This window comes from Mesorhizobium sp. WSM4837 (assembly GCF_055811435.1).
On record NZ_JBVVQE010000003.1, the window covers coordinates 174668 to 192943 of the forward strand.

An 18276-nucleotide genomic window follows, 5' to 3' on the forward strand; every position below is an offset into this window, starting at 1 on the left:
TTGCGAGGCTCCCCCTTCTGCCATTGTGGGAGAAGGGGGCCGAGCGAAGCTCGGTCGGATGAGGGGTGTTCCAGCTTGGCGCACACCTTTGCCCAAATCGCCCATGCCTCGTTTCTTCCAGCACCCCTCATCCGTCTCGGCGCTGCGCGCCGATCCACCTTCTCCCACAAGGGGAGAAGGGATCGCCGTATGAACTCACTCGGTGCCACCGTCACCCGCGGCGGCATCCGCTTTGCCGCATGGTCGTCCGCGGCCAGCCGGCTCTGGGTCTCGATCTTCGATGAGCAGGGAGAGGGGGAGATCGACCGGCTCGAACTCCAGCCGGAAGGCGAGGGCGTTCACGCGCTTTTCGTTGCCGGCCTCGCCGCCGGCACCCGATACGGATTTCGCGCCGATGGCGATTATACGCCCGAGAACGGGCTTTGGTTCGATCCCGACAAGCTGCTGGTCGACCCCTATGCCGTCGAAATCGACAGGTCTTATGTCTATGACGTCAGGCTCGCCGCGCGCCGGGGCGAGGGCACGGACACTGCGCCGCTGCTGCCGAAGGCGATTACCGCCACCCTGCCGCGGCCGGTGCCCGTCTTACCGCCGCTGTTCCAGCCCGGTGGCCTGATCTATGAAGTGCCGGTGCGCGCCTTCACCATGCTGCATCCGGACATCCCGAAGCCCCAGCGCGGGACGGTTGCAGCCCTTGCCCATCCGGCCATCGTCGAGCACCTGAAAAAGCTCGGGGTCGGGGCGGTCGAACTGATGCCGGTGACGGCATCGATCGACGAGCGGCATTTGCCGCCGCTCGGGCTGCGCAATGCCTGGGGCTACAATCCCGTGACCTTCATGGCGCTCGATCCGCGTCTGGCGCCCGGCGGTCTCGCGGAATTGCGGCAGACGGTTGCCACGCTGCGTGGGGCCGGCATCGGCGTCATCCTCGATCTTGTCTTCAACCACACCGGCGAAAGCGACAGGCTTGGGCCGACGCTGTCGCTGCGCGGCCTCGACAGCCGCGCCTACTACCGGCATCGGCCGGACGGCAGCTTGACCAACGACACCGGCACCGGCAACACCGTCGCTTGTGGTCATCCGGTCGTCCGGGAAATGGTCCTCGACACGCTTCGTCACTTTGTCTGCCACGCCGGCGTCGACGGTTTCCGCTTCGACCTGGCGCCAATTCTGGGGCGGGTCGATGGCGCGTTCGACGCCGCTGCGCCACTGCTCATGGCTATTCGGGATGATCCGCTCCTTGGCGACCGGGTGCTCATCGCCGAGCCATGGGATATCGGCCCGGACGGCTATCAGCTTGGCAATTTTCCGCCGCCCTTCCTCGAATGGAACGACAGATATCGCGACGACATCCGCCGGTTCTGGCGCCGCGACAGCGGCATGGTCGGCGCGCTCGCCACCCGGCTTGCCGGCTCGTCCGACGTGTTTGCCAAGCCAGGCCAGCAGAGGAGCCGCAGCGTCAATTTCATCGCCGCACATGACGGCATGACGCTGGCCGACATTGTTGCCTACGAGCACAAGCACAATGAGGCCAATGGCGAGCAGAACCGCGATGGCCACGACGACAATCTGTCCTGGAACAATGGCGTCGAGGGCGAGACCGGCGACCGTGCGATCGTTACGGCACGTTTCGATGATCGATGTGCGCTGCTGGCCACGCTGTTTGCCTCACGCGGCACGATCATGCTGACCGCCGGAGACGAATTCGGCCGCACCCAGAAGGGCAACAACAACGCCTATGCGCAGGACAACGAGATCACCTGGCTCGACTGGTCCGGGCGCGATCGGGCGCTGGGACAATACGCCGTTTTGCTCGCCGCGACGCGTCGTTGCGTGCCGGCGCTTTCCGACACGCGCATCCTGACTGGAGAACCGCCCGACGGGTCAGAAATAACGGACGTCGTCTGGCTCACCGAAACCGGCACGCCGCTCGACGAGGCAGGCTGGCGGGATCCGGGGCGGTACCGCCTGGTTATGATGCTCGGCAGCGATGATTGCCGCCTTGCCGTTGTCATCAATGGCGATCGCCGGGCATGTATGTTCACGCTGCCGGAGCGCGACGGATTTCGCTGGCAGCCAGCCATCGAAACACCGGACGGCGCAGCCGGAATTTCACGGCCGGTGCCGGGGCGAACGGTGATTTTCATGATCGAACACGAAGCCGCGCAGGCTCAGATAAAGGAGGACCCGAGTGGCAAGTGACCACGCCGAGTGGTGGCGCGGCTGCGTCATCTACCAGATCTACCCGCGCTCGTTCCAGGACACGACGGGGGATGGCAGTGGCGATCTGCGTGGTATCACATCGAGGCTGGCGCATGTCGCATCGCTTGGCGTCGACGCCGTCTGGCTATCACCCTTCTTCAAGTCGCCGATGGCCGATATGGGCTACGACGTATCCGACTATACAGCCGTCGATCCGATGTTTGGCACATCAGCGGATTTCGATGCGGTGGTCGCCGAGGCGCACCGTCTCGGCCTGAAAGTCATTATCGACCAGGTCCTGTCGCATTCGTCCGACCGGCACGAATGGTTCATCGAAAGCCGTACGAGCCGCGATAACCCCAAGGCGGATTGGTATGTCTGGGGCGATCCGAGGCCCGACGGCACCGCGCCCAACAATTGGCTGTCGGTCTTCGGCGGCCCAGCCTGGGAGTGGGACGCGACCCGCAGGCAATATTACATGCACAATTTCCTCGCCTCGCAGCCGGACCTCAATTTCCACAATCCGGAGGTTCAGGACGCCCTGCTGGAAACGGTGCGGTTTTGGCTGGAGCGCGGCGTCGACGGGTTTCGCCTCGATACCGTCAACTACTATGTCCATGACCGCTGGCTGCGCAGCAACCCGCCCCTGGCGTCAAGCGTCGCAGGCACCAACACCGAAACCAATCCGTACCTCTATCAGGAGCATTTGTTTGACAAGACGCAGCCCGAAAACCTGGCTTTCCTCAAGCGGTTTCGGGCGCTGCTCGACGAATATGAGGGCCGCGCCGCTGTCGGCGAGGTCGGCGACGAAGCCCGTTCGTTGCAGACGCTCGCCGCCTACACCGGCGGCGACAAGCTCGACATGTGCTACACATTCGACCTGCTCGGTCCGCAATTCTCGGCGGCGCATGTGCGTGGCTGCGTCGAAGCGTTCGAGAGTGCTGTCTCCGACGGCTGGGTCTGCTGGGCGTTTTCCAACCACGATGTCGTTCGCCATGTGACGCGATGGACAAGGCCCGGCGGCGACCCGGAAAGGACGGCGAAGTTCTCCATCGCGCTGCTGTCATGCCTGCGTGGATCGATCTGCCTCTATCAGGGTGAGGAACTCGGGCTGGAGGAGGCGGAATTGGCGTTCGAGGATCTGCGCGATCCTTACGGCATCCGCTTCTGGCCGGGGTTCAAGGGCAGGGATGGCTGCCGCACGCCGATGGTGTGGGAGAAGGGCGCCAACAATGCCGGCTTTTCAATCGGCAGGCCGTGGCTTCCAATCCCGGAAAGCCATGGCGCCCGCGCGGTCGATATCCAGAACGGCGAGGAAAAGTCAGTTCTGGCCAGCTATCGGGCGATGCTGGCGTTGCGCAAGCGGCATGCGGCGCTGGTACAAGGTTCGATCCGTTTTCTCGATGCCGAGGGCGAAGTGCTTGCCTTCATTCGCGAAGGTGGCGGCGAGAAGCTGCTGTGCGTTTTCAACTTCGCCGAGGAGCCGGCCAACTGGCCGTTGCCGCAGGGTACCGATGTCGCAGAGACGATCGACCTTGGCGCTGGTGCCGCCTTGCAGGAAAAGATTCTGTCGCTGCCGCCGTTGGGCTGCTTTCTCGGACGAGCCGGCTGATCTCTCCAGCTCACTGAACAAGCACAGAGCGCCCGCAAGTCGCGCCCATGACCCGGACATCGGCCTCGCCGACGCGCACGCCCAGCGCCCCAAGCACGTTGTAAACCAATTCGTCGACCGGCGCCGTCACGCCGTTCAGCAGCGCCACCACTGCCGGCTTCACGGTTCCGAGCAAGGCGGTTACATCAAGCCCGAGGCCCAGCGCACTGACCGAAAGCGACAAATTGTTGACCAGCGACGTGGTGAGAGATTGCGTCAGGTTCTTCGTCGAGGCGTTCTTTATCGTCTTGCTTGCGATGTCGGTGCTGTTGAAGATCAAGATCGTCGGATCGTTGTTGGCGATCTCAACGGCTGCAGAACCATTCACGCCGATCAGATTGAGGGTGAGAAACAGAAGCTTCACGCTGACCTGCGCGATTTCGGCATTTTGAAACGACTGTGGGTTGCTGAAATCGGCGAAGGCGGAGGGGCTGTTATCGGCATCGCTGGCGCCAAGGTGCAGCGAGGCAAGGCCCGGACGTGCGGCAATGGTAACTTTCAAACTGTCGGGGTGCCCCGTCGGGCAGCTGATGTCGGTCAGCTTGGCTTCGGCAGAGGCCACCTCGACATGCAACGGCAGTTTGACGGCCAGCAGGCTGATGCCGCCACCGAGAGTCGCATTGCTGCCGCCGACGGACGCCACCAGCTTGATCCGCGTCTGCGCCGTACGCACCACAGCACCCTTCTCGCCGATTGTCAGCCATGGCGAGAATTGTGCAGGTTCGCCGATTGCAATCGCAAGCGTGGTGGAGGCAAGCCCCGGAATGGCGGCTCCGAGATTGAGCTCGACCTGCTTCGAGCCGTTGGCCAGTGCAGCAGCGGTGGTCAGCATGCCCATGGCGCTGGCGTCGACCGAAAAGCCGGGCGACTTTTGCCCGAGGCCCAACTGGCCCATTGAACCAAGATCGACAAGATGATTGAGCGGTATCTTGACCGTGTTGGTGGTCCTTGACGCGATTGTCTGCAAAGCCAGCTTGCTGGTGCTGCCAACGGGTGAAACATTAGCCATGGCGGTCGCTATCTCGCCCACCGTCGCTTTGGAAGCCAGCACCTCCGAATAGCTGACACCCGTCAGCTGCATCTCAACGGTAAGGGCATCGATGAACGAAAGCAGGTTCACGTCGGCAGCGATCAGAGCGTTGTAGTCCATGACGCTGAGCGCGATGTTGCCGCCCAGGAACTTGCTGAGAAGAGCGTTGAGGATGCCGCCATTGACGCTGAGAAGCCTGGACCCGACCGAGAACATCGCCTGCGGCGCTATGCTGGCCACGGCTTGGGTGCCGATCACCGGCGTAGGGATAAGCGAACTCGCGAAATAGCGGGCAGGAACCTTTTTCAGCGTGACATGGACGGCGTTGTAGGGCGTTTTGCCGGCCTTGAAGCGCTTGTCGACGCCGAGCGACGACTCTGCTGAATATCGGCCGGGGGTGACCGACACGATAGTCTTTCCAAGGGCAGGGGTGATCGTCTGCCCTGCCTTCTGAACAACGATACCCGGCATTCCGTTGTCGCCGAGCGTGGTCACCACCGCGGCTTCAATGTTGTTGATGTTGGAGGCGGCGGTGATTGCCGCCAGATCGGTCATTGCTTGAGCTTCCCGGCGCTCCACATAGATCGAGCCTTCATCGATGGCGAAGGCGGCCAGCGCCAGCGCGAACGGTGCGCACAGCGCCGTCATGACGGCGAAGTTCGCCGTCAGGTCGCCAAGCATCGAGCGGGCGACCCGGCCGATCCTGCCCGCCAAAGTTTGCGACATTCAGATGCCTCCGACCCGGATTGTCGACTGGCGTGAGATCGTGGTGCCAGGCATGGGCAGCGCCGGAAACAGATTCCAGACCGGCAGGTTGCGGGCATCATATTGGATGGACACGACGAACTGGTTTCCGTCGGCCGTGCTGTCCTTGGCCTGGTAGGTCAGCTTGTCGGAATCGACGAATGGATATCCCGCGGCATTGGTGGTGACGAAACTGGTCACCAGCGCCTGGCGCTCATCTTCGTTCAGCCCGGCAATCGCCGTGCGTGCGGCGTCCGCTGCGATCTGCTGCACGGAATGACTGGCGCCAAAATAAATGCCATATGCAACCATGCCGAGCAGGAGCAAGATGAAAAAGGGCGCAAGCAGTGCGAATTCGATCGCGGACGTTCCGGACGGTTCTCGAAACTGGTGTAATTTGCGTTTTAGCTGACGCGTATTGCGCCGCTTTTTAGCTATTGTCCCAGTTTCCGCGCTGTTCATGTCCGTCGCCCATCAAGACATACCGAAGCTCGCAAAAGATGTAACCCGTGGTTGCTTAAAGGCGGATTAAGACATTGTGGCAAAGTGGAATCGACGAAAGATTTCCTGCCGGAAGCGAATGCTTGAAGCGGTTCTTCCGCCAAGTCGTGGAATTCATCAGCCGACGCAGCGCCCCGCTTCGGCGCCCGACTTCTTCAACAAAAGCGGCGCAACCTGCTCGTTGCAGAGAAAGCGCCGTCGATCCCATCGACCACAACGTAGGGTTTAGTAAGGATACCCCATTGACTTGCATCAATATCATGCGATCCGCTGCAGGCTATTGCCCTTCCCAACTTCCCACGAGTTGCAAGGGTTTTCGCGCAATGTGTAGGATCTGACGTGCGGGTTGTGTCCAAATTGCTGCCGCTAATTGTAACTTGTGTTTACCACTCACGGGTTAGGGTTTACCCAAAGGCAGTTGGCGGAATGACGGCATCACATTATTTCCTGACACGCTTCGGGAAGCTCTCGCTGTTCAGGCAGACCTGCGTCGTGGTTTTGGCGGCCATCATCGGTGCGGATACTCTCACCCTCGTTTTCTATGGTATCTTCTTTGCCGACCGCCTCCTCTTGGACTTGTTTTTGACAACGGTCATCACCGTCGCGGTTGGATTTCCGCTCGGCTATTTCTTCCTGAGACAGCAGTTGAATCTCGCCTTGATGGCCGCCAAGCTCGACCGGGCAGCACGCATCGACCACCTCACAAGCCTCGCCAACAGGAAAACCTTCTTTGAGGAGGCCGAGGCAATCGTGGGTTCCGAGGCCTTCAAGGAAGGCGCCGTGCTGTTCATGGACGCCGACCATTTCAAATCCATCAACGACACCTTTGGTCATGCCATCGGCGATGCCGTCCTCCAGGAGATGGGCAGCGTTATTCGCAGCTCGATTCGGGAAAGCGACTTGGCGGCGCGCATCGACGGCGAGGAGTTCGCTGTGTTCCTGGTCGAAGCTGGCCGCGACAAGACATTGGAAGTGGCCGAGCGGATCAGACAGAACATGCGCGGTATCAGACGGGCAGTCGGCATCGAGGACCGAGAAATCACCGTCAGCATCGGGATTTGCCTGCACGGACCAGGCCAAATCTTGGATAACATCTTGCTGCGCGCTGATCAGACTCTCTATGTGGCAAAGAACAGGGGGCGCGACTGCATCGTCGCAACCGCCGGGTTCGGACCGGTATTCGCATGATCGTGACTGGCACGATGGCTCTACCTATCCAAACCCGGATCGGAATTAGAGAGAGGATGAACGCATCGACGTTCTCTGCGCCTGCGGTTACGCTCTCGTATTCGCAGACAGGCCGCAGATTGAACGGGTGGCTTGCATGACGCATCATGTGAGGCTAACTATTGCCTCACATGGAATGGAGAGTGATATGCTAGCGCTCGGAAATGTCGCCGACGTGTTGGGGCTGCCCGTTAAAGAGGTGGCGGCGCGGTCGCCTTTCGGGCTGATCTCCCGGATCGAGGATGGACTTCCCTTTGGCGCACTTGAGCGCGTTGCGCATCTTCTGGCGCCTGGCGATGCTCAGTTCAAATACCGGCTGATCCCCAAGGCGACCTATGAGCGGCGCAAGGCGGTACATCGTCTCTCGTCGGACGAGGGCACACGATTGGCCCGCGTCGCGCGCGTCTGGGGCCTTGCTGTCGATGTCTGGCAGAACGAAGAGGAAGCGCGTGATTTCTTGTTTCGGCCGCACCCGATGATTGAGGACAAGCGACCGATCGACGTCGTTATCATGAGCGAGTTCGGTGCCGAAATGGTGGTCGATATTCTCGCAGGTCTGAAGTACGGCAGTGCTGCGTGACGGCGCAGATACTCGATCGCACACTATTGTCCTTTCGTATCGGCGATCCGGCCGGCACCTACCCGATCTTCGATGCGACCGGCTCGACAATCGCGCCTGGGCGGTGGAACACGCCCGGAAGTCCTATCATCTACACCAGCGAGCACTATTCGACGATCCTGTTGGAAAAGCTGGTGCATGGCAGCGGCCGACTGCCGCCCAACCAGCACTACATCGAAGTCACAATCCCGCGCGGACTGAGCTACGAGGTCTTTTCCCAGCCGTCACTGCCCGGCTGGGACACGATGCCGGCGATGGTGAGCCAGGGATTCGGCGAAACCTGGTGTTTAGAACGGCGCAGCGCCATCCTGCTGGTGCCGAGTGTCGTGGCGCGTCTCGATTGCAATGTGCTGATCAATCCTGCGCATCCGGAGTTTTCAAAGATCCACACAGGCCTGCACCAGCCGGTCTACTGGGACCGGCGGCTGTTTGGCGCGTAACGGGGAGGGGCTTTCTCAAGAGGCCTTGGTGAGATTCACCGGACGTCGGCGCTGGTATCTGCGAGTCATCGCTCGGCCGAGGCGTGGCCGAGCTGCTTTTGCGTAGCTGGAAGGCTCGGTCCATGGTTTTGACCGCTGTTCTGCCGGCCGCGCAGTGGCTGTTGCTGCGCCTTACTTAGGGTGACCTCACGAGTCTGTTGAAATAAAAAATCACCACGTTACTGTTTGCCCACCAGCCGCCGGAAAGGGAACCGGCGGCGCGCTCAAAGGGGCCAGCTAATCGGCTTCGGGGCGTCAACACTCAAGAGGCGCAGCTGAACGGCCGCCTCGACAGGGAGAACTTCATGCTGAAAAACATGCTGAAGGCGACGGTGTTCGCCACAACCATGGCTTTGGCCGCCGGCACGTTCTACACGCCAGCCTTCGCCGAGGTCGTCTACAACCGCGGCACCGCCGCCGAATCGGAGTCGCTCGACCCGCACAAGACCTCGACAATATACGAAGCCGCTGTATTGCGTGACCTGTTCCAGGGGCTGGTCATGCAAGACCAGAAGGCGAACGTCATTCCGGGCGCCGCCGAAAGCTGGACTGTATCGGACGACGGCACTGTCTACACCTTCAAGCTGCGCAAGGACGGTGTCTGGTCGGATGGTAGCCCGGTCACGGCAGATGACTTCGTCTACGCGTTTCATCGGCTGGAAGATCCGGCCACCGGCGCCGAATATGCTTCGATGCTCTATCCCGTGAAGAACGCCGAGGAGGTGAACACCAAGAAGGCGAAGCCGGAGGAGATGGGCGTCAAGGCAATCGACGCAAATACTCTGGAAGTGACGCTGAAGGCGCCCACGCCCTATTTCCTTGAAATGCTGACCCACCAGGCGACTTATCCGGTCAGCAAGGCGTCCATTGACAAGCTCGGCGCCGATTGGATCAAGCCGGGCAATCTGGTCTCCAACGGCCCCTTTACCCTGGCGGAGTGGGTTCCCAACGACCACATCAAACTGGTCAAGAATCCGAAATTCTGGGATGCTGCGAGCGTCAAGCTCGACGTCGTCAACTACATCCCGACCGAAGATCGTTCGTCGGCGATAAAGCGCTTCGAGGCCGGCGAACTCGACAGCTACGACGACCTCCCGACCGAGCAGCTCGCCGATCTCAAGGCCAAGTTTGGCGATCAGATTCGCGTTGGACCTTACCTCGGCACCTACTATTTTTCGATCAAGACCGACAAGGCTCCGTGGGACAACGTCGAACTGCGCAATGCCATCTCCATGGCAGTCGACCGCGATTTCCTTGCCGAAAAGGTCTGGCAGAACTCAATGCTGCCCGGCTATTCGATGGTGCCTCCGGGCATTGAGGGCTATACGCCGGCAATGGCCAAATACGCGGACATGTCGCAGATCGACCGCGAGGATGAGGCCAAGAAGGTACTCGAGAAGCTTGGCTATACGCCCGAGAAACCGCTGAAGATGGAAATCCGTTACAACACGTCGGAAAACCACAAGAACACTGCAGTCGCCATCCAGGAGCAGTTGAAGCCGCTCGGCGTCGAAATCACGCTGCTCAACACCGACACCAAGACCCACTACTCCTTCCTTGAGCAGAAGGGCGACTACGACGTGGCGCGTGCCGGCTGGATTGCGGATTACAAGGATCCGGAAACCTTCCTCGGCATCTCCCGCAAGGCAAGCGGCAACAACTATTCGGGCTACAACAGCCCGGAATTCGAGAAGGCCATGGACGAGGCGGCCGCCGCCGGCGGCAAGCCCGAAGAGCGCATGAAAGAACTCGCCGAGGCTGAGCGCATCCTCGTCGATGACGTCGGCAACATCCCGCTTCTCTACTATAGCTACAAGGATATCGTTTCTCCGAAGCTTCATGGCTTCGAGGACAACGTCATGGATGTGCATCCGTCCCGCTTCATCTCCAAGGACTGATCTCCTTGGCCGGACTGCCGCTCCTTTACAGCGCCGCGCGTCCTTTGGGGCGCGCACAGGGCGCTGTAACGCCTTGAATTTGCACGTGATCCTCTCCGGACCTTCGGCTCGGGTCATGCGTTAGGGGCGGCGGTCCCGGTTTGCTAGCAAAGCGGGGAACCGATGCTGCGTTACGTATTCCGGCGGCTTCTGACCGCCATTCCGACGCTGTTGGTCATCGTGACCATGGCGTTCTTCCTGATACGCGTCGCGCCTGGCGGCCCGTTCAATCAGGAGCGGGGCCTGAGCCCCGAGATCAAGGCCAATCTCGAAGCGCAGTTCGGTCTCAACGACCCGCTCTGGCTGCAATATGTCCACTATCTCGGCAATCTGCTGCGCGGCAATTTCGGTCCGAGCTACAACATGCCGGATTTCACTGTCGGCGAATTGTTTGCCAGGGGCCTGCCCGTTTCGATCCAGATCGGCGCCTCGGCCCTGATCCTGGCGCTGCTGCTTGGCGGCCTCCTCGGCACCATTGCCGCGCTCAACCAGAACAAGCTTGCCGACTATTCGGTGATCGCTCTGGCGACCGCCGGCAGCACCATTCCGACCTTCGTCATCGCGCCGGTTATCCAGCTTCTGTTCGGTCTGACCTGGAAACTCCTGCCGATCGGCGGCTGGGGCGATGGCGCCCTGCTCAACAAGATCGGCCCTGTGCTGACCCTCGCCTTGCCGCAGATCGCCATCGTCGCCCGCCTGATGCGCGGCTCGATGATCGAATCTTTGCGCTCGCACCACATTCGCACCGCACGTGCGCTCGGCCTGTCGGACTGGTCGGTGGTCGTCAAGCATGCGCTGCGCGGTGCCATATTGCCGATTGTCTCCTTCACCGGCCCGGCGGCGGCGGCACTGCTCACCGGCTCGATCATCGTCGAGACGATCTTTTCCATTCCCGGCATCGGCCGCTATTTCGTCGAGGCCGCGCTCAACCGTGACTACACGCTGGTCATGGGCACCGTGGTGGTCATCGCGCTGTTCACCATCGTCTTCAACCTGATCGTCGACGTCATGTATGCCTTCGTCGATCCGAGGGTGCGCTATGACTGACATCGCAGCCACCGCTCCGGCCATCGTCGGCCGTTCCCTGTGGGGCGATGCCTGGGCGCGCCTCAAGGCCAACCGCGCCGCCATGTTCAGCCTGTATTATCTTGCCTTCATCGCGATCCTCAGCGTGTTCGGACCCTCTTTGGTGCCGCATCGATACACCACCATCTACGCCGACTATGTGCGCATGCCGCCGAGCTTGTCGGCCTATCCGAAGCCCGACAAGATAGAAACCGCGCTCAACGAGGCGATCAAGCGCATGCGTGTCGACATCAAGCAGTGGCGGCAGGAAGACAATCGCATCTTCGTCACCGTCACATCGCGCAAGCCGATCGACGACCGCAATGTCCGCTACCTCGATCGTTCCGATGCCTTCGACAACACCAAGATAGAGAGCAAATCGGCTGACGGCCTTGAAGCGGTGATGAGCGCTTCAATCAGGCAGCAGTATTTCCTGTTCGGCACCGACAATACTGGCCGCGATCTCCTGTCGCGGACGCTGATGGCCGGGCGCATCTCGCTGGCCATCGGCCTGCTCGCCGGGGTCGTTGCGGGCGTCATCGGCGTGCTCTACGGCGCTGCGGCCGGCCTTGCCGGCGGCAGGATAGACGAGGTGATGATGCGCATTGTCGATGTGCTCTATTCGCTGCCGTTCATTTTCTTCGTCATTATGCTGGTGGTGTTCTTCGGCCGGAACTTCGTGCTGATGTTCCTGGCGGTTGGCGCCGTGCTGTGGCTCGACATGGCGCGCATCGTGCGCGGACAGGCGCTCTCGATCCGGCGGCAGGAATATGTCCAGGCGGCGGAGGCGATGGGCATAGGCCAGCGCGGCATTCTGATCCGCCACGTCATTCCCAACCTGCTTGGCCCAGTGGTCATCTATATGACGCTGCTGGTGCCGCAGGTCATCATCCTGGAGAGTTTCCTGTCGTTCCTCGGGCTCGGCGTGCAGGAACCGATGACCAGCTGGGGCGTGCTGATCTCGATCGGCGCCAAGAACATCGGCACCGCCAACTGGCTGCTTTTGTTCCCAGCATTTTTCCTTGTCTCGACGCTGTTCGCGCTGAATTTCGTCGGCGACGGCCTGCGCGACGCGCTCGACCCCAGGGATCGTTGAGATGGACACCTCCGAAACGATCCTCAGCGTCAAGGACCTTCGCGTCCGCTTCCGCACGCTTGACGGTGTGGTCGAGGCGGTCAAGGGCATCAACATCCACGTCAATGCAGGCGAAACCGTTGCCGTTGTCGGCGAATCCGGTTCCGGCAAAAGCCAGACGATGATGGCGGCGATGAGCCTGCTGGCCTCGAACGGCGAGGCGACGGGCGTCGTCGACTATCGCGGCCGCAACCTTTTGGCCCTGCACAAGTCCGAGCTCAACCGAGTCCGCGGCCGCAAGATCAGCATGATCTTCCAGGAGCCGATGACCTCGCTCGATCCGCTCTATTCGATCGGCAACCAGCTGATCGAACCGATCCGCCGGCATCGTGGCCTTGGCGCGGCGCAGGCACGCGAAGAGGCGCTCAAGCTCTTGCGGCTGGTCCATATTCCCGATCCCGAGCGGCGGATGAAATCCTATCCGCACGAATTGTCGGGTGGCCAGCGACAGCGGGTCATGATCGCCATGGCGCTGGCCAACGACCCCGACATACTGATTGCAGACGAACCGACGACCGCGCTCGACGTGACCATCCAGGCGCAGATTCTCATGCTGCTCGCCGAACTGCAGCGCAAGCTCGGCATGGCGATTGTCTTCATCACCCACGATCTCGGCATTGTCCGGCGCCTTGCCGACCGCGTTTATGTCATGCGCTCCGGCGAAGTCGTCGAGGAGGGCGAGGCGGAAGCGATCTTCGTCAATCCGCAGCATGCCTATACCAAGATGCTGTTGGCCGCCGAGCCGACCGGAACCAAGGCGCCGCCACCGCCAAATGCGCCCGTCCTGCTCGAAGGCAGGAATGTCGAGGTGACCTTCAAGATCGGCGGCGGGTTTCTTGCCGGAGAGCCGCTGATCCTGCGCGCAGTCGATCACATTTCGATCCGGCTCAAACGCAACCAGACCATCGGCATCGTCGGCGAATCCGGTTCAGGAAAATCGACGCTCGGCCGAGCCCTGCTGCGGCTCCTGCCAAGCGATGGGCTCATCCGCTTTGGCGATCGCGATATTTCTGCCGCCGACCGCCAGGCCATGCGGCCGCTGCGGCGCGAATTGCAGCTGGTCTTTCAGGACCCGTTCGGTTCGCTGTCGCCGCGCATGACCGTCGGCCAGGTCATCACCGAAGGGCTTCTGGTGCATGAGCCGACTCTGTCGGGTAGGCAACGCGACCTCCGCGCCATCGAGGCCTTGCGTGAGGTCGGGCTCGACCCGAATGCGCGCAATCGCTACCCGCACGAATTTTCCGGCGGCCAGCGCCAACGCATCGCCATCGCGCGGGCGATGATCCTCAAGCCCAAGGTGGTCGTCCTCGACGAGCCGACGTCGGCGCTCGATCGGTCCGTCCAGAAGCAGATCGTCGAATTGCTGCGCAAGCTGCAGGCCGACCATGAACTGTCCTACCTGTTCATCAGCCACGATCTCGCCGTCGTGCGTGCCATGGCCGACTACATCATCGTCATGAAGCAGGGCAAGATCGTCGAGGAAGGGCCGACCGAGGCGATCTTCAGCAATCCGCAGGCATCCTACACGCAGACACTGATGGCCGCGGCCATCGACGTCACACGGTTTCGCTTGAGCGCATAGCGCGGCCGGTCAGGACTGCAGCGGATAGTGATTGAAAGGTCCCGAGGCGAATAGACCGTCGTCTGCAGCCAGGGCTGCTATGGCTTCGTCTCGATCATCGCCTCGGGCGTTTAGAGCGCTATCATCTCGACGATCGTCTCCGCCGACAGGGCTTGAAAAAACTGCTTCCGGCGGAGTTCAGCGACCTCCTTGAACTTGCTCATGTCCTGCGCTGGATTCAACATAACGCCCGAAGTTGTCCAGGATCGCCTGCCAGCCGTCACGCTGCATGTCGATGGAGTTCTGCGTCTCGGCATCGAATATGGTCGTCACCTTCGTACCGTTGCCTACAGCTTCGAAGGTCGTACGCGCCTTGCGCCCGTCGCTCACGGCGAATGCGATCGCCTTGTACGGCTCGACCTCTTCGTACACCGCCTCGAAATCGAAGCCGAAGCTGCCGTCCTTGGCTTCCATGCGCGCCTTGTAGCCGCCGCCCACCTTTAGGTCGGCTTCCGCGCTTGGGCAGCACCAGTCGTCGGAAGCGAAGTTCCACTGTGTGATATCGCCGGGCGTCGTGTAGGCCTCCCAGACGCGTTCGATCGGCGCGGCGATCGTGGTGGCAATGGTGATCTTCTGGTTGGTCATTTCTGGTTTCCTTGTCGTCGCAGTCGAATGAGATCACGCAGACGGTTACTGCGTGATTTCGGGCTCGACGAGGTGAGCAAGCTTGCGCAGCGACTCTTGCCAACCGAGATAACATGCCTCGACCGGGATCAGATCGGGCACGTTCTCCTGAACCACCGTCATCTCCGTTCCGACTGAAACGGCCGTCAGCGTGACGGTCACTTTCATCTCGCCCGGAAGGTTCGGATCATCGAACACGTCGCTGTAGACGAGCGTCTCGCCGGGGACGAGTTTCAGATAGGTGCCGCCGAAGGAATGGCTTTGCCCGGTCGTGAAGTTTCGAAACGACATTCTGTGCTTGCCGCCTTCCTTCGCCTCAAGCTCATGCACAGTACAGGTAAAACCGAAGGGCGGGAGCCAACTCGCGACCGCGTCAGGTTCCAGAAATGCGCGGTAGACCTTTTCGGGCTTGGTGGCGAGGACCCGGTGCAGTTTAACGGTATTGGGCATGATCATCTCCATTCGTTGAGTTCACCAGGGCGTCGTTGCCGTGGATCTGGTTAGCCTGCTGCTGCGGCTTCCAGCGCCGCGATATCGATTTTCTTCATCGTCATCATCGCCTCCATCGCGCGCCTGGCCTTTGCGCGGTCGGGACTGGTCGTCAGTTCCATCAGCCGCTTCGGCGTGATCTGCCAGGAGAAGCCCCACCGGTCCTTGCACCATCCGCAGGCGCTCTCGCTGCCGCCGTTTCCAACGATCGCCTTCCAGTAGCGGTCGGTCTCTTCCTGATCTTCGGTCAGCACCATCAGGCTGACGGATTCGTTCGCCTTGAAATTCGGGCCGCCGTTCAGGCCTAGAAAAGACTGGCCGAGCACTGTGAACTCGACCGTCAGTTCATTGCCTTCCTTGCCGCCGGGATAGTCCGACGCGGCCGCATTCAGCCGATCCACATGGCTGTCGGGAAAGGTGGCGGCATAGAACTCTGCCGCCTTGCGTGCTTCGCCGTGGTCGAACCACAGGCAGGTCACGAGTTTCGTCATTTTTAATCTCCTCGGTTCTTGGGTGGTATTTGTTCGTGCCGCGACTGTCAGACCTCAGTCGAACCAGCCCTTGGGCGGCTCGCCGGCCTGAACGGGACCGATGAACGCCATCATAAGGTCGGCCTGGATTACATCGACCGCAGATGTGTTCGATGATCTAAACTCGCTCACGGGTCTTTCACCTGGTTTCGTTGCTTCGTGTCCAAAGGACGAACAAGTGGTGCGCCTCCCGACAGCCAACCTGTTATTTTTTTGCCACGCGGCAAGACCACCTAACCCGAGTCGATCCATCCAACCGCCGGCTGGTAAGAGCGGGTCGGCGTAGGGCCGGGCCGTTTGCTTCAGCACCGGTTGTCCATATCACGAGGCATTCGTGGAGAAGGCGCTTGAGGTCCTCGTTGATGCCCGCAGTTTTCGCGGAAACAAACAACAACCTAAAGCGCGCCGCATGAGGCCGGTCAAACGCGACGCGCTTTAGTCGCCCGCCGTCGTCGAAGGTGCTGGCGCACGCTGATCGGCTGCATCGCTTTCCCGAGCAGGCCGGGTCACGGCAAGCACCGACAATTCATGCCGGCGCCCATCTCGCGCAGTCCACATGATCGACTGTCCGGCCGAGAGGCCGATCAGTGCCGTGCCGATCGGCGTAAGGATTGAAACCTTGCCTTCGGAGATGTCCGCATCGCCAGGAAAAACCAGCGTCACCGTTTTCGCATCACCGGTATCGGGCTTGAACGTCACCGTCGAACCCATCTGGACGGCGCCCGCCGAGATCAAACCATCGGAAACGATGCGCGCTCGCTCGAGTTCGGCGAGCAGTTCATCGGAAGCCTGCGGATTTCGTGCGGCCACGGTGCTCGCAAGCGCCGATAAACGCGCATGGTCCGATTTCGAGATGCGGATGGTCGGCTTGCGCCGCGCCTTGATGTTATCTTGCATTTTCGAATACTCGTATTCTCAGTTGAGCGGGCTGCCTCAAGCATGGTTTAACGGGCCAATTCGAGGCAGATCTTGCTCAAAGCCGATGCCCCAGAGCCGGTGCTGGCCTGCCTACGTTCGATGTCGATTTTATGTGCTTGCCCCGCGGCCCGGGGCACATGGCAGCCGAGCCGGGGGTTACGATCCCGCGATGGGGCAAACCCGGAAAAGAAAATCGCGACGGATCTTTTTTGTTGCGTTCATATAACCGTAGTTGGTGCCGAGATCGGGGAAGTCAAGACGACCCTGTAGCAAGGCGCGGTGATGCCAAGCGGGAACAATTCGACGGCCGGTGAGTTTCCAGGATGAAGGGCGATCTGTTTCGGAGGAAACTGCGATGAAACGCGTCCTTGCCCAAAACGCTGTACGGCTGATGCTGGGCAGCGTAGCCGCCGGCCTGCTCCCGATCGTCGAGATTCCCAATCCGGTGGCGCCATTGTCGCTTGTGTCCGAGGCGAGGGCTGCCACCGACGTTTCCGTTTCGATCAGCACATTCTACGATAAACTGTCTTCCCATGGTGATTGGGTTTCGTACCGGGGAGCGACCGTTTTCGTCCCGGTTGATGTAGCTGACGACTGGCGCCCGTATACCATTGGGCATTGGGTCTATACCGAGCAGCATGGCTGGCTCTGGGTGTCCGACGAGCCGTTCGGCTGGGCGACCTACCATTACGGCCGTTGGGGCTATGCCGATGACATCGGCTGGTACTGGGTTCCCGGCACTCGTTGGGCGCCGGCATGGGTGAGCTGGCGGCGCGAAAGGGAGCACGTCATCTGGGCTCCGCTGCCGCCGCGCCGTGATCCCGATTTGATTTCAATCGAGGTGACCATCGACACCACGCCGGATTTTTACTGGGTCGTGGTCCCCACCCGCGAATTCCTTGCTGACGACATTTCTGTCGTCGTTATCCGTGATGAGCCGGAGTTTGTGCGCATTGTCGAGGCGGCCGAGCCGGCCGGCGACGTGACCATCCAGAACAACGTGGTGATCAACAAAGTCATTGATGTTGATGTGATCGAGAAGGAGACGGACGAGCAGGTGACAGTCGTCGAGGTCAGCGAGACCGAGACGCCCGAGCAGGCCGGCAAAGTGGAAAACAATACGGTCACGGTCTTTGAAGGTGAAGTGAAAGCCGATCCCGAGGCCAAACCAGCTGAGCTCAAAGACATCGAGGAGGTGAAGCAGGTTCAGGCAGGCCGGAAATCGAAGCCGACCGAAGGCGCAGCAACGACCGAACAGGCGCCGGATGACGAGGTCAAGCCGGAAGAGACCGCCAAGCCTGAGAAGCCGACCGAGGAACAACCGGCCGCCGAGCAGGAGCAGGCCGAGCCGGAAGAGACGGGCAAGCCTGAGAAGCCGACGACCGAGGAGCAACCGGCCGCCGAGCAGGAGCAGGCCGAACCGGAAAAGGCGGCCAAGCCTGAGAAGCCGAAGGCCAAGGAGCAGCCCGCCGCCGAGCAGGAGCAGGCCGAGCCCGAACAGGCG

Annotated in this window: 16 protein-coding genes; 10 read left to right on the forward strand and 6 right to left on the reverse strand. The window is 61.0% G+C overall.

What is annotated here, in order from left to right; all coding sequences use genetic code 11:
* The first annotated feature begins 189 nt into the window (after positions 1 to 189).
* Together glgX and bglA are read left to right on the forward strand one after the other, a co-directional pair.
* On the forward strand, positions 190 to 2202 hold the full coding sequence (glgX, locus tag AC0L3D_RS03175; protein WP_473626496.1) for a glycogen debranching protein GlgX: 2013 nt from the start codon (positions 190 to 192) through the stop codon (positions 2200 to 2202).
* Complete coding sequence (gene bglA, locus AC0L3D_RS03180; RefSeq protein WP_473643089.1) at positions 2192 to 3814, forward strand: beta-galactosidase BglA; 1623 nt, start codon at positions 2192 to 2194, stop codon at positions 3812 to 3814. Before glgX ends, bglA begins: the two co-directional genes overlap by 11 nt.
* 10 nt (positions 3815 to 3824) lie before the next feature.
* On the opposite strand, the gene AC0L3D_RS03185 is transcribed toward bglA, so the two are convergent.
* Complete coding sequence (locus AC0L3D_RS03185) at positions 3825 to 5609, reverse strand: pilus assembly protein TadG-related protein (RefSeq protein ID WP_473643091.1); 1785 nt, start codon at positions 5607 to 5609, stop codon at positions 3825 to 3827.
* Positions 5610 to 6089 carry a TadE family protein gene (locus AC0L3D_RS03190; RefSeq protein WP_473626499.1) on the reverse strand — a complete coding sequence of 160 codons (480 nt, stop codon included), beginning with the start codon at positions 6087 to 6089 and terminating at the stop codon, positions 5610 to 5612. It abuts the gene before it with no gap.
* Positions 6090 to 6467: 378 nt separating this feature from the next.
* Here AC0L3D_RS03190 and AC0L3D_RS03195 point away from each other — a divergent pair, with 378 nt between their 5' ends.
* The 7 genes from AC0L3D_RS03195 (at position 6468) to AC0L3D_RS03225 (ending at position 14172) form a co-directional block, all read left to right on the forward strand.
* The gene (locus AC0L3D_RS03195; RefSeq protein WP_473643093.1) at positions 6468 to 7316 is read left to right on the forward strand and encodes a GGDEF domain-containing protein; all 849 of its coding nucleotides are present in this window, start codon (positions 6468 to 6470) and stop codon (positions 7314 to 7316) included.
* A gap of 187 nt (positions 7317 to 7503) precedes the next feature.
* Entirely contained in the window at positions 7504 to 7935 is a 432-nt protein-coding gene (locus tag AC0L3D_RS03200; protein WP_473626502.1) for an antitoxin Xre-like helix-turn-helix domain-containing protein, read from the forward strand.
* Entirely contained in the window at positions 7932 to 8414 is a 483-nt protein-coding gene (locus AC0L3D_RS03205) for an RES family NAD+ phosphorylase (RefSeq protein WP_473626503.1), read from the forward strand. The genes AC0L3D_RS03200 and AC0L3D_RS03205 overlap by 4 nt, the downstream gene beginning before the upstream one ends.
* Positions 8415 to 8758: 344 nt before the next feature.
* Positions 8759 to 10351, forward strand: a complete 1593-nt coding sequence (locus AC0L3D_RS03210) for a peptide ABC transporter substrate-binding protein (RefSeq protein WP_023799734.1) — start codon at positions 8759 to 8761, stop codon at positions 10349 to 10351.
* A 162-nt stretch (positions 10352 to 10513) separates the two neighbouring features.
* Positions 10514 to 11437: an ABC transporter permease subunit gene (locus AC0L3D_RS03215; RefSeq protein WP_023799733.1), complete on the forward strand. Its 924-nt coding sequence runs from the start codon at positions 10514 to 10516 to the stop codon at positions 11435 to 11437.
* The gene (locus AC0L3D_RS03220) at positions 11430 to 12551 is read left to right on the forward strand and encodes an ABC transporter permease (RefSeq protein ID WP_473643095.1); all 1122 of its coding nucleotides are present in this window, start codon (positions 11430 to 11432) and stop codon (positions 12549 to 12551) included. The genes AC0L3D_RS03215 and AC0L3D_RS03220 overlap by 8 nt, the downstream gene beginning before the upstream one ends.
* Position 12552: 1 nt before the next feature.
* Positions 12553 to 14172, forward strand: a complete 1620-nt coding sequence (locus AC0L3D_RS03225) for an ABC transporter ATP-binding protein (protein ID WP_473626505.1) — start codon at positions 12553 to 12555, stop codon at positions 14170 to 14172.
* A gap of 177 nt (positions 14173 to 14349) precedes the next feature.
* On the opposite strand, the gene AC0L3D_RS03230 is transcribed toward AC0L3D_RS03225, so the two are convergent.
* The 4 genes from AC0L3D_RS03230 to rnk form a co-directional block, all read right to left on the reverse strand.
* The gene (locus AC0L3D_RS03230; protein WP_287363174.1) at positions 14350 to 14796 is read right to left on the reverse strand and encodes an SRPBCC family protein; all 447 of its coding nucleotides are present in this window, start codon (positions 14794 to 14796) and stop codon (positions 14350 to 14352) included.
* A 45-nt stretch (positions 14797 to 14841) separates the two neighbouring features.
* On the reverse strand, positions 14842 to 15285 hold the full coding sequence (locus tag AC0L3D_RS03235; protein WP_287191723.1) for an SRPBCC family protein: 444 nt from the start codon (positions 15283 to 15285) through the stop codon (positions 14842 to 14844).
* A gap of 50 nt (positions 15286 to 15335) precedes the next feature.
* Positions 15336 to 15815, reverse strand: coding sequence for a VOC family protein (locus AC0L3D_RS03240; protein WP_287172713.1), 480 nt, complete (start codon positions 15813 to 15815; stop codon positions 15336 to 15338).
* A 474-nt stretch (positions 15816 to 16289) separates the two neighbouring features.
* Positions 16290 to 16751 carry a nucleoside diphosphate kinase regulator gene (rnk, locus tag AC0L3D_RS03245; RefSeq protein WP_287341618.1) on the reverse strand — a complete coding sequence of 154 codons (462 nt, stop codon included), beginning with the start codon at positions 16749 to 16751 and terminating at the stop codon, positions 16290 to 16292.
* 484 nt (positions 16752 to 17235) lie between these two features.
* Here rnk and AC0L3D_RS03250 point away from each other — a divergent pair.
* The coding region (locus AC0L3D_RS03250) for a DUF6600 domain-containing protein (protein ID WP_473643109.1) at positions 17236 to 18276 on the forward strand (1041 nt) is incomplete at its 3' end.

Bases quoted from the DNA above. Each gene is read 5' to 3' on its own strand.
- AC0L3D_RS03185 (WP_473643091.1), bottom strand. From the start codon at position 5,609: ATGTCGCAAACTTTGGCGGGCAGGATCGGCCGGGTCGCCCGCTCGATG.
- AC0L3D_RS03200 (WP_473626502.1), top strand. From the start codon at position 7,504: ATGCTAGCGCTCGGAAATGTCGCCGACGTGTTGGGGCTGCCCGTTAAA.
- rnk (WP_287341618.1), bottom strand. From the start codon at position 16,751: ATGCAAGATAACATCAAGGCGCGGCGCAAGCCGACCATCCGCATCTCG.
- AC0L3D_RS03190 (WP_473626499.1), bottom strand. From the start codon at position 6,089: ATGAACAGCGCGGAAACTGGGACAATAGCTAAAAAGCGGCGCAATACG.
- AC0L3D_RS03235 (WP_287191723.1), bottom strand. From the start codon at position 15,285: ATGCCCAATACCGTTAAACTGCACCGGGTCCTCGCCACCAAGCCCGAA.
- AC0L3D_RS03240 (WP_287172713.1), bottom strand. From the start codon at position 15,815: ATGACGAAACTCGTGACCTGCCTGTGGTTCGACCACGGCGAAGCACGC.
- AC0L3D_RS03230 (WP_287363174.1), bottom strand. From the start codon at position 14,796: ATGACCAACCAGAAGATCACCATTGCCACCACGATCGCCGCGCCGATC.
- AC0L3D_RS03225 (WP_473626505.1), top strand. From the start codon at position 12,553: ATGGACACCTCCGAAACGATCCTCAGCGTCAAGGACCTTCGCGTCCGC.
- AC0L3D_RS03220 (WP_473643095.1), top strand. From the start codon at position 11,430: ATGACTGACATCGCAGCCACCGCTCCGGCCATCGTCGGCCGTTCCCTG.
- AC0L3D_RS03215 (WP_023799733.1), top strand. From the start codon at position 10,514: ATGCTGCGTTACGTATTCCGGCGGCTTCTGACCGCCATTCCGACGCTG.
- glgX (WP_473626496.1), top strand. From the start codon at position 190: ATGAACTCACTCGGTGCCACCGTCACCCGCGGCGGCATCCGCTTTGCC.
- AC0L3D_RS03210 (WP_023799734.1), top strand. From the start codon at position 8,759: ATGCTGAAAAACATGCTGAAGGCGACGGTGTTCGCCACAACCATGGCT.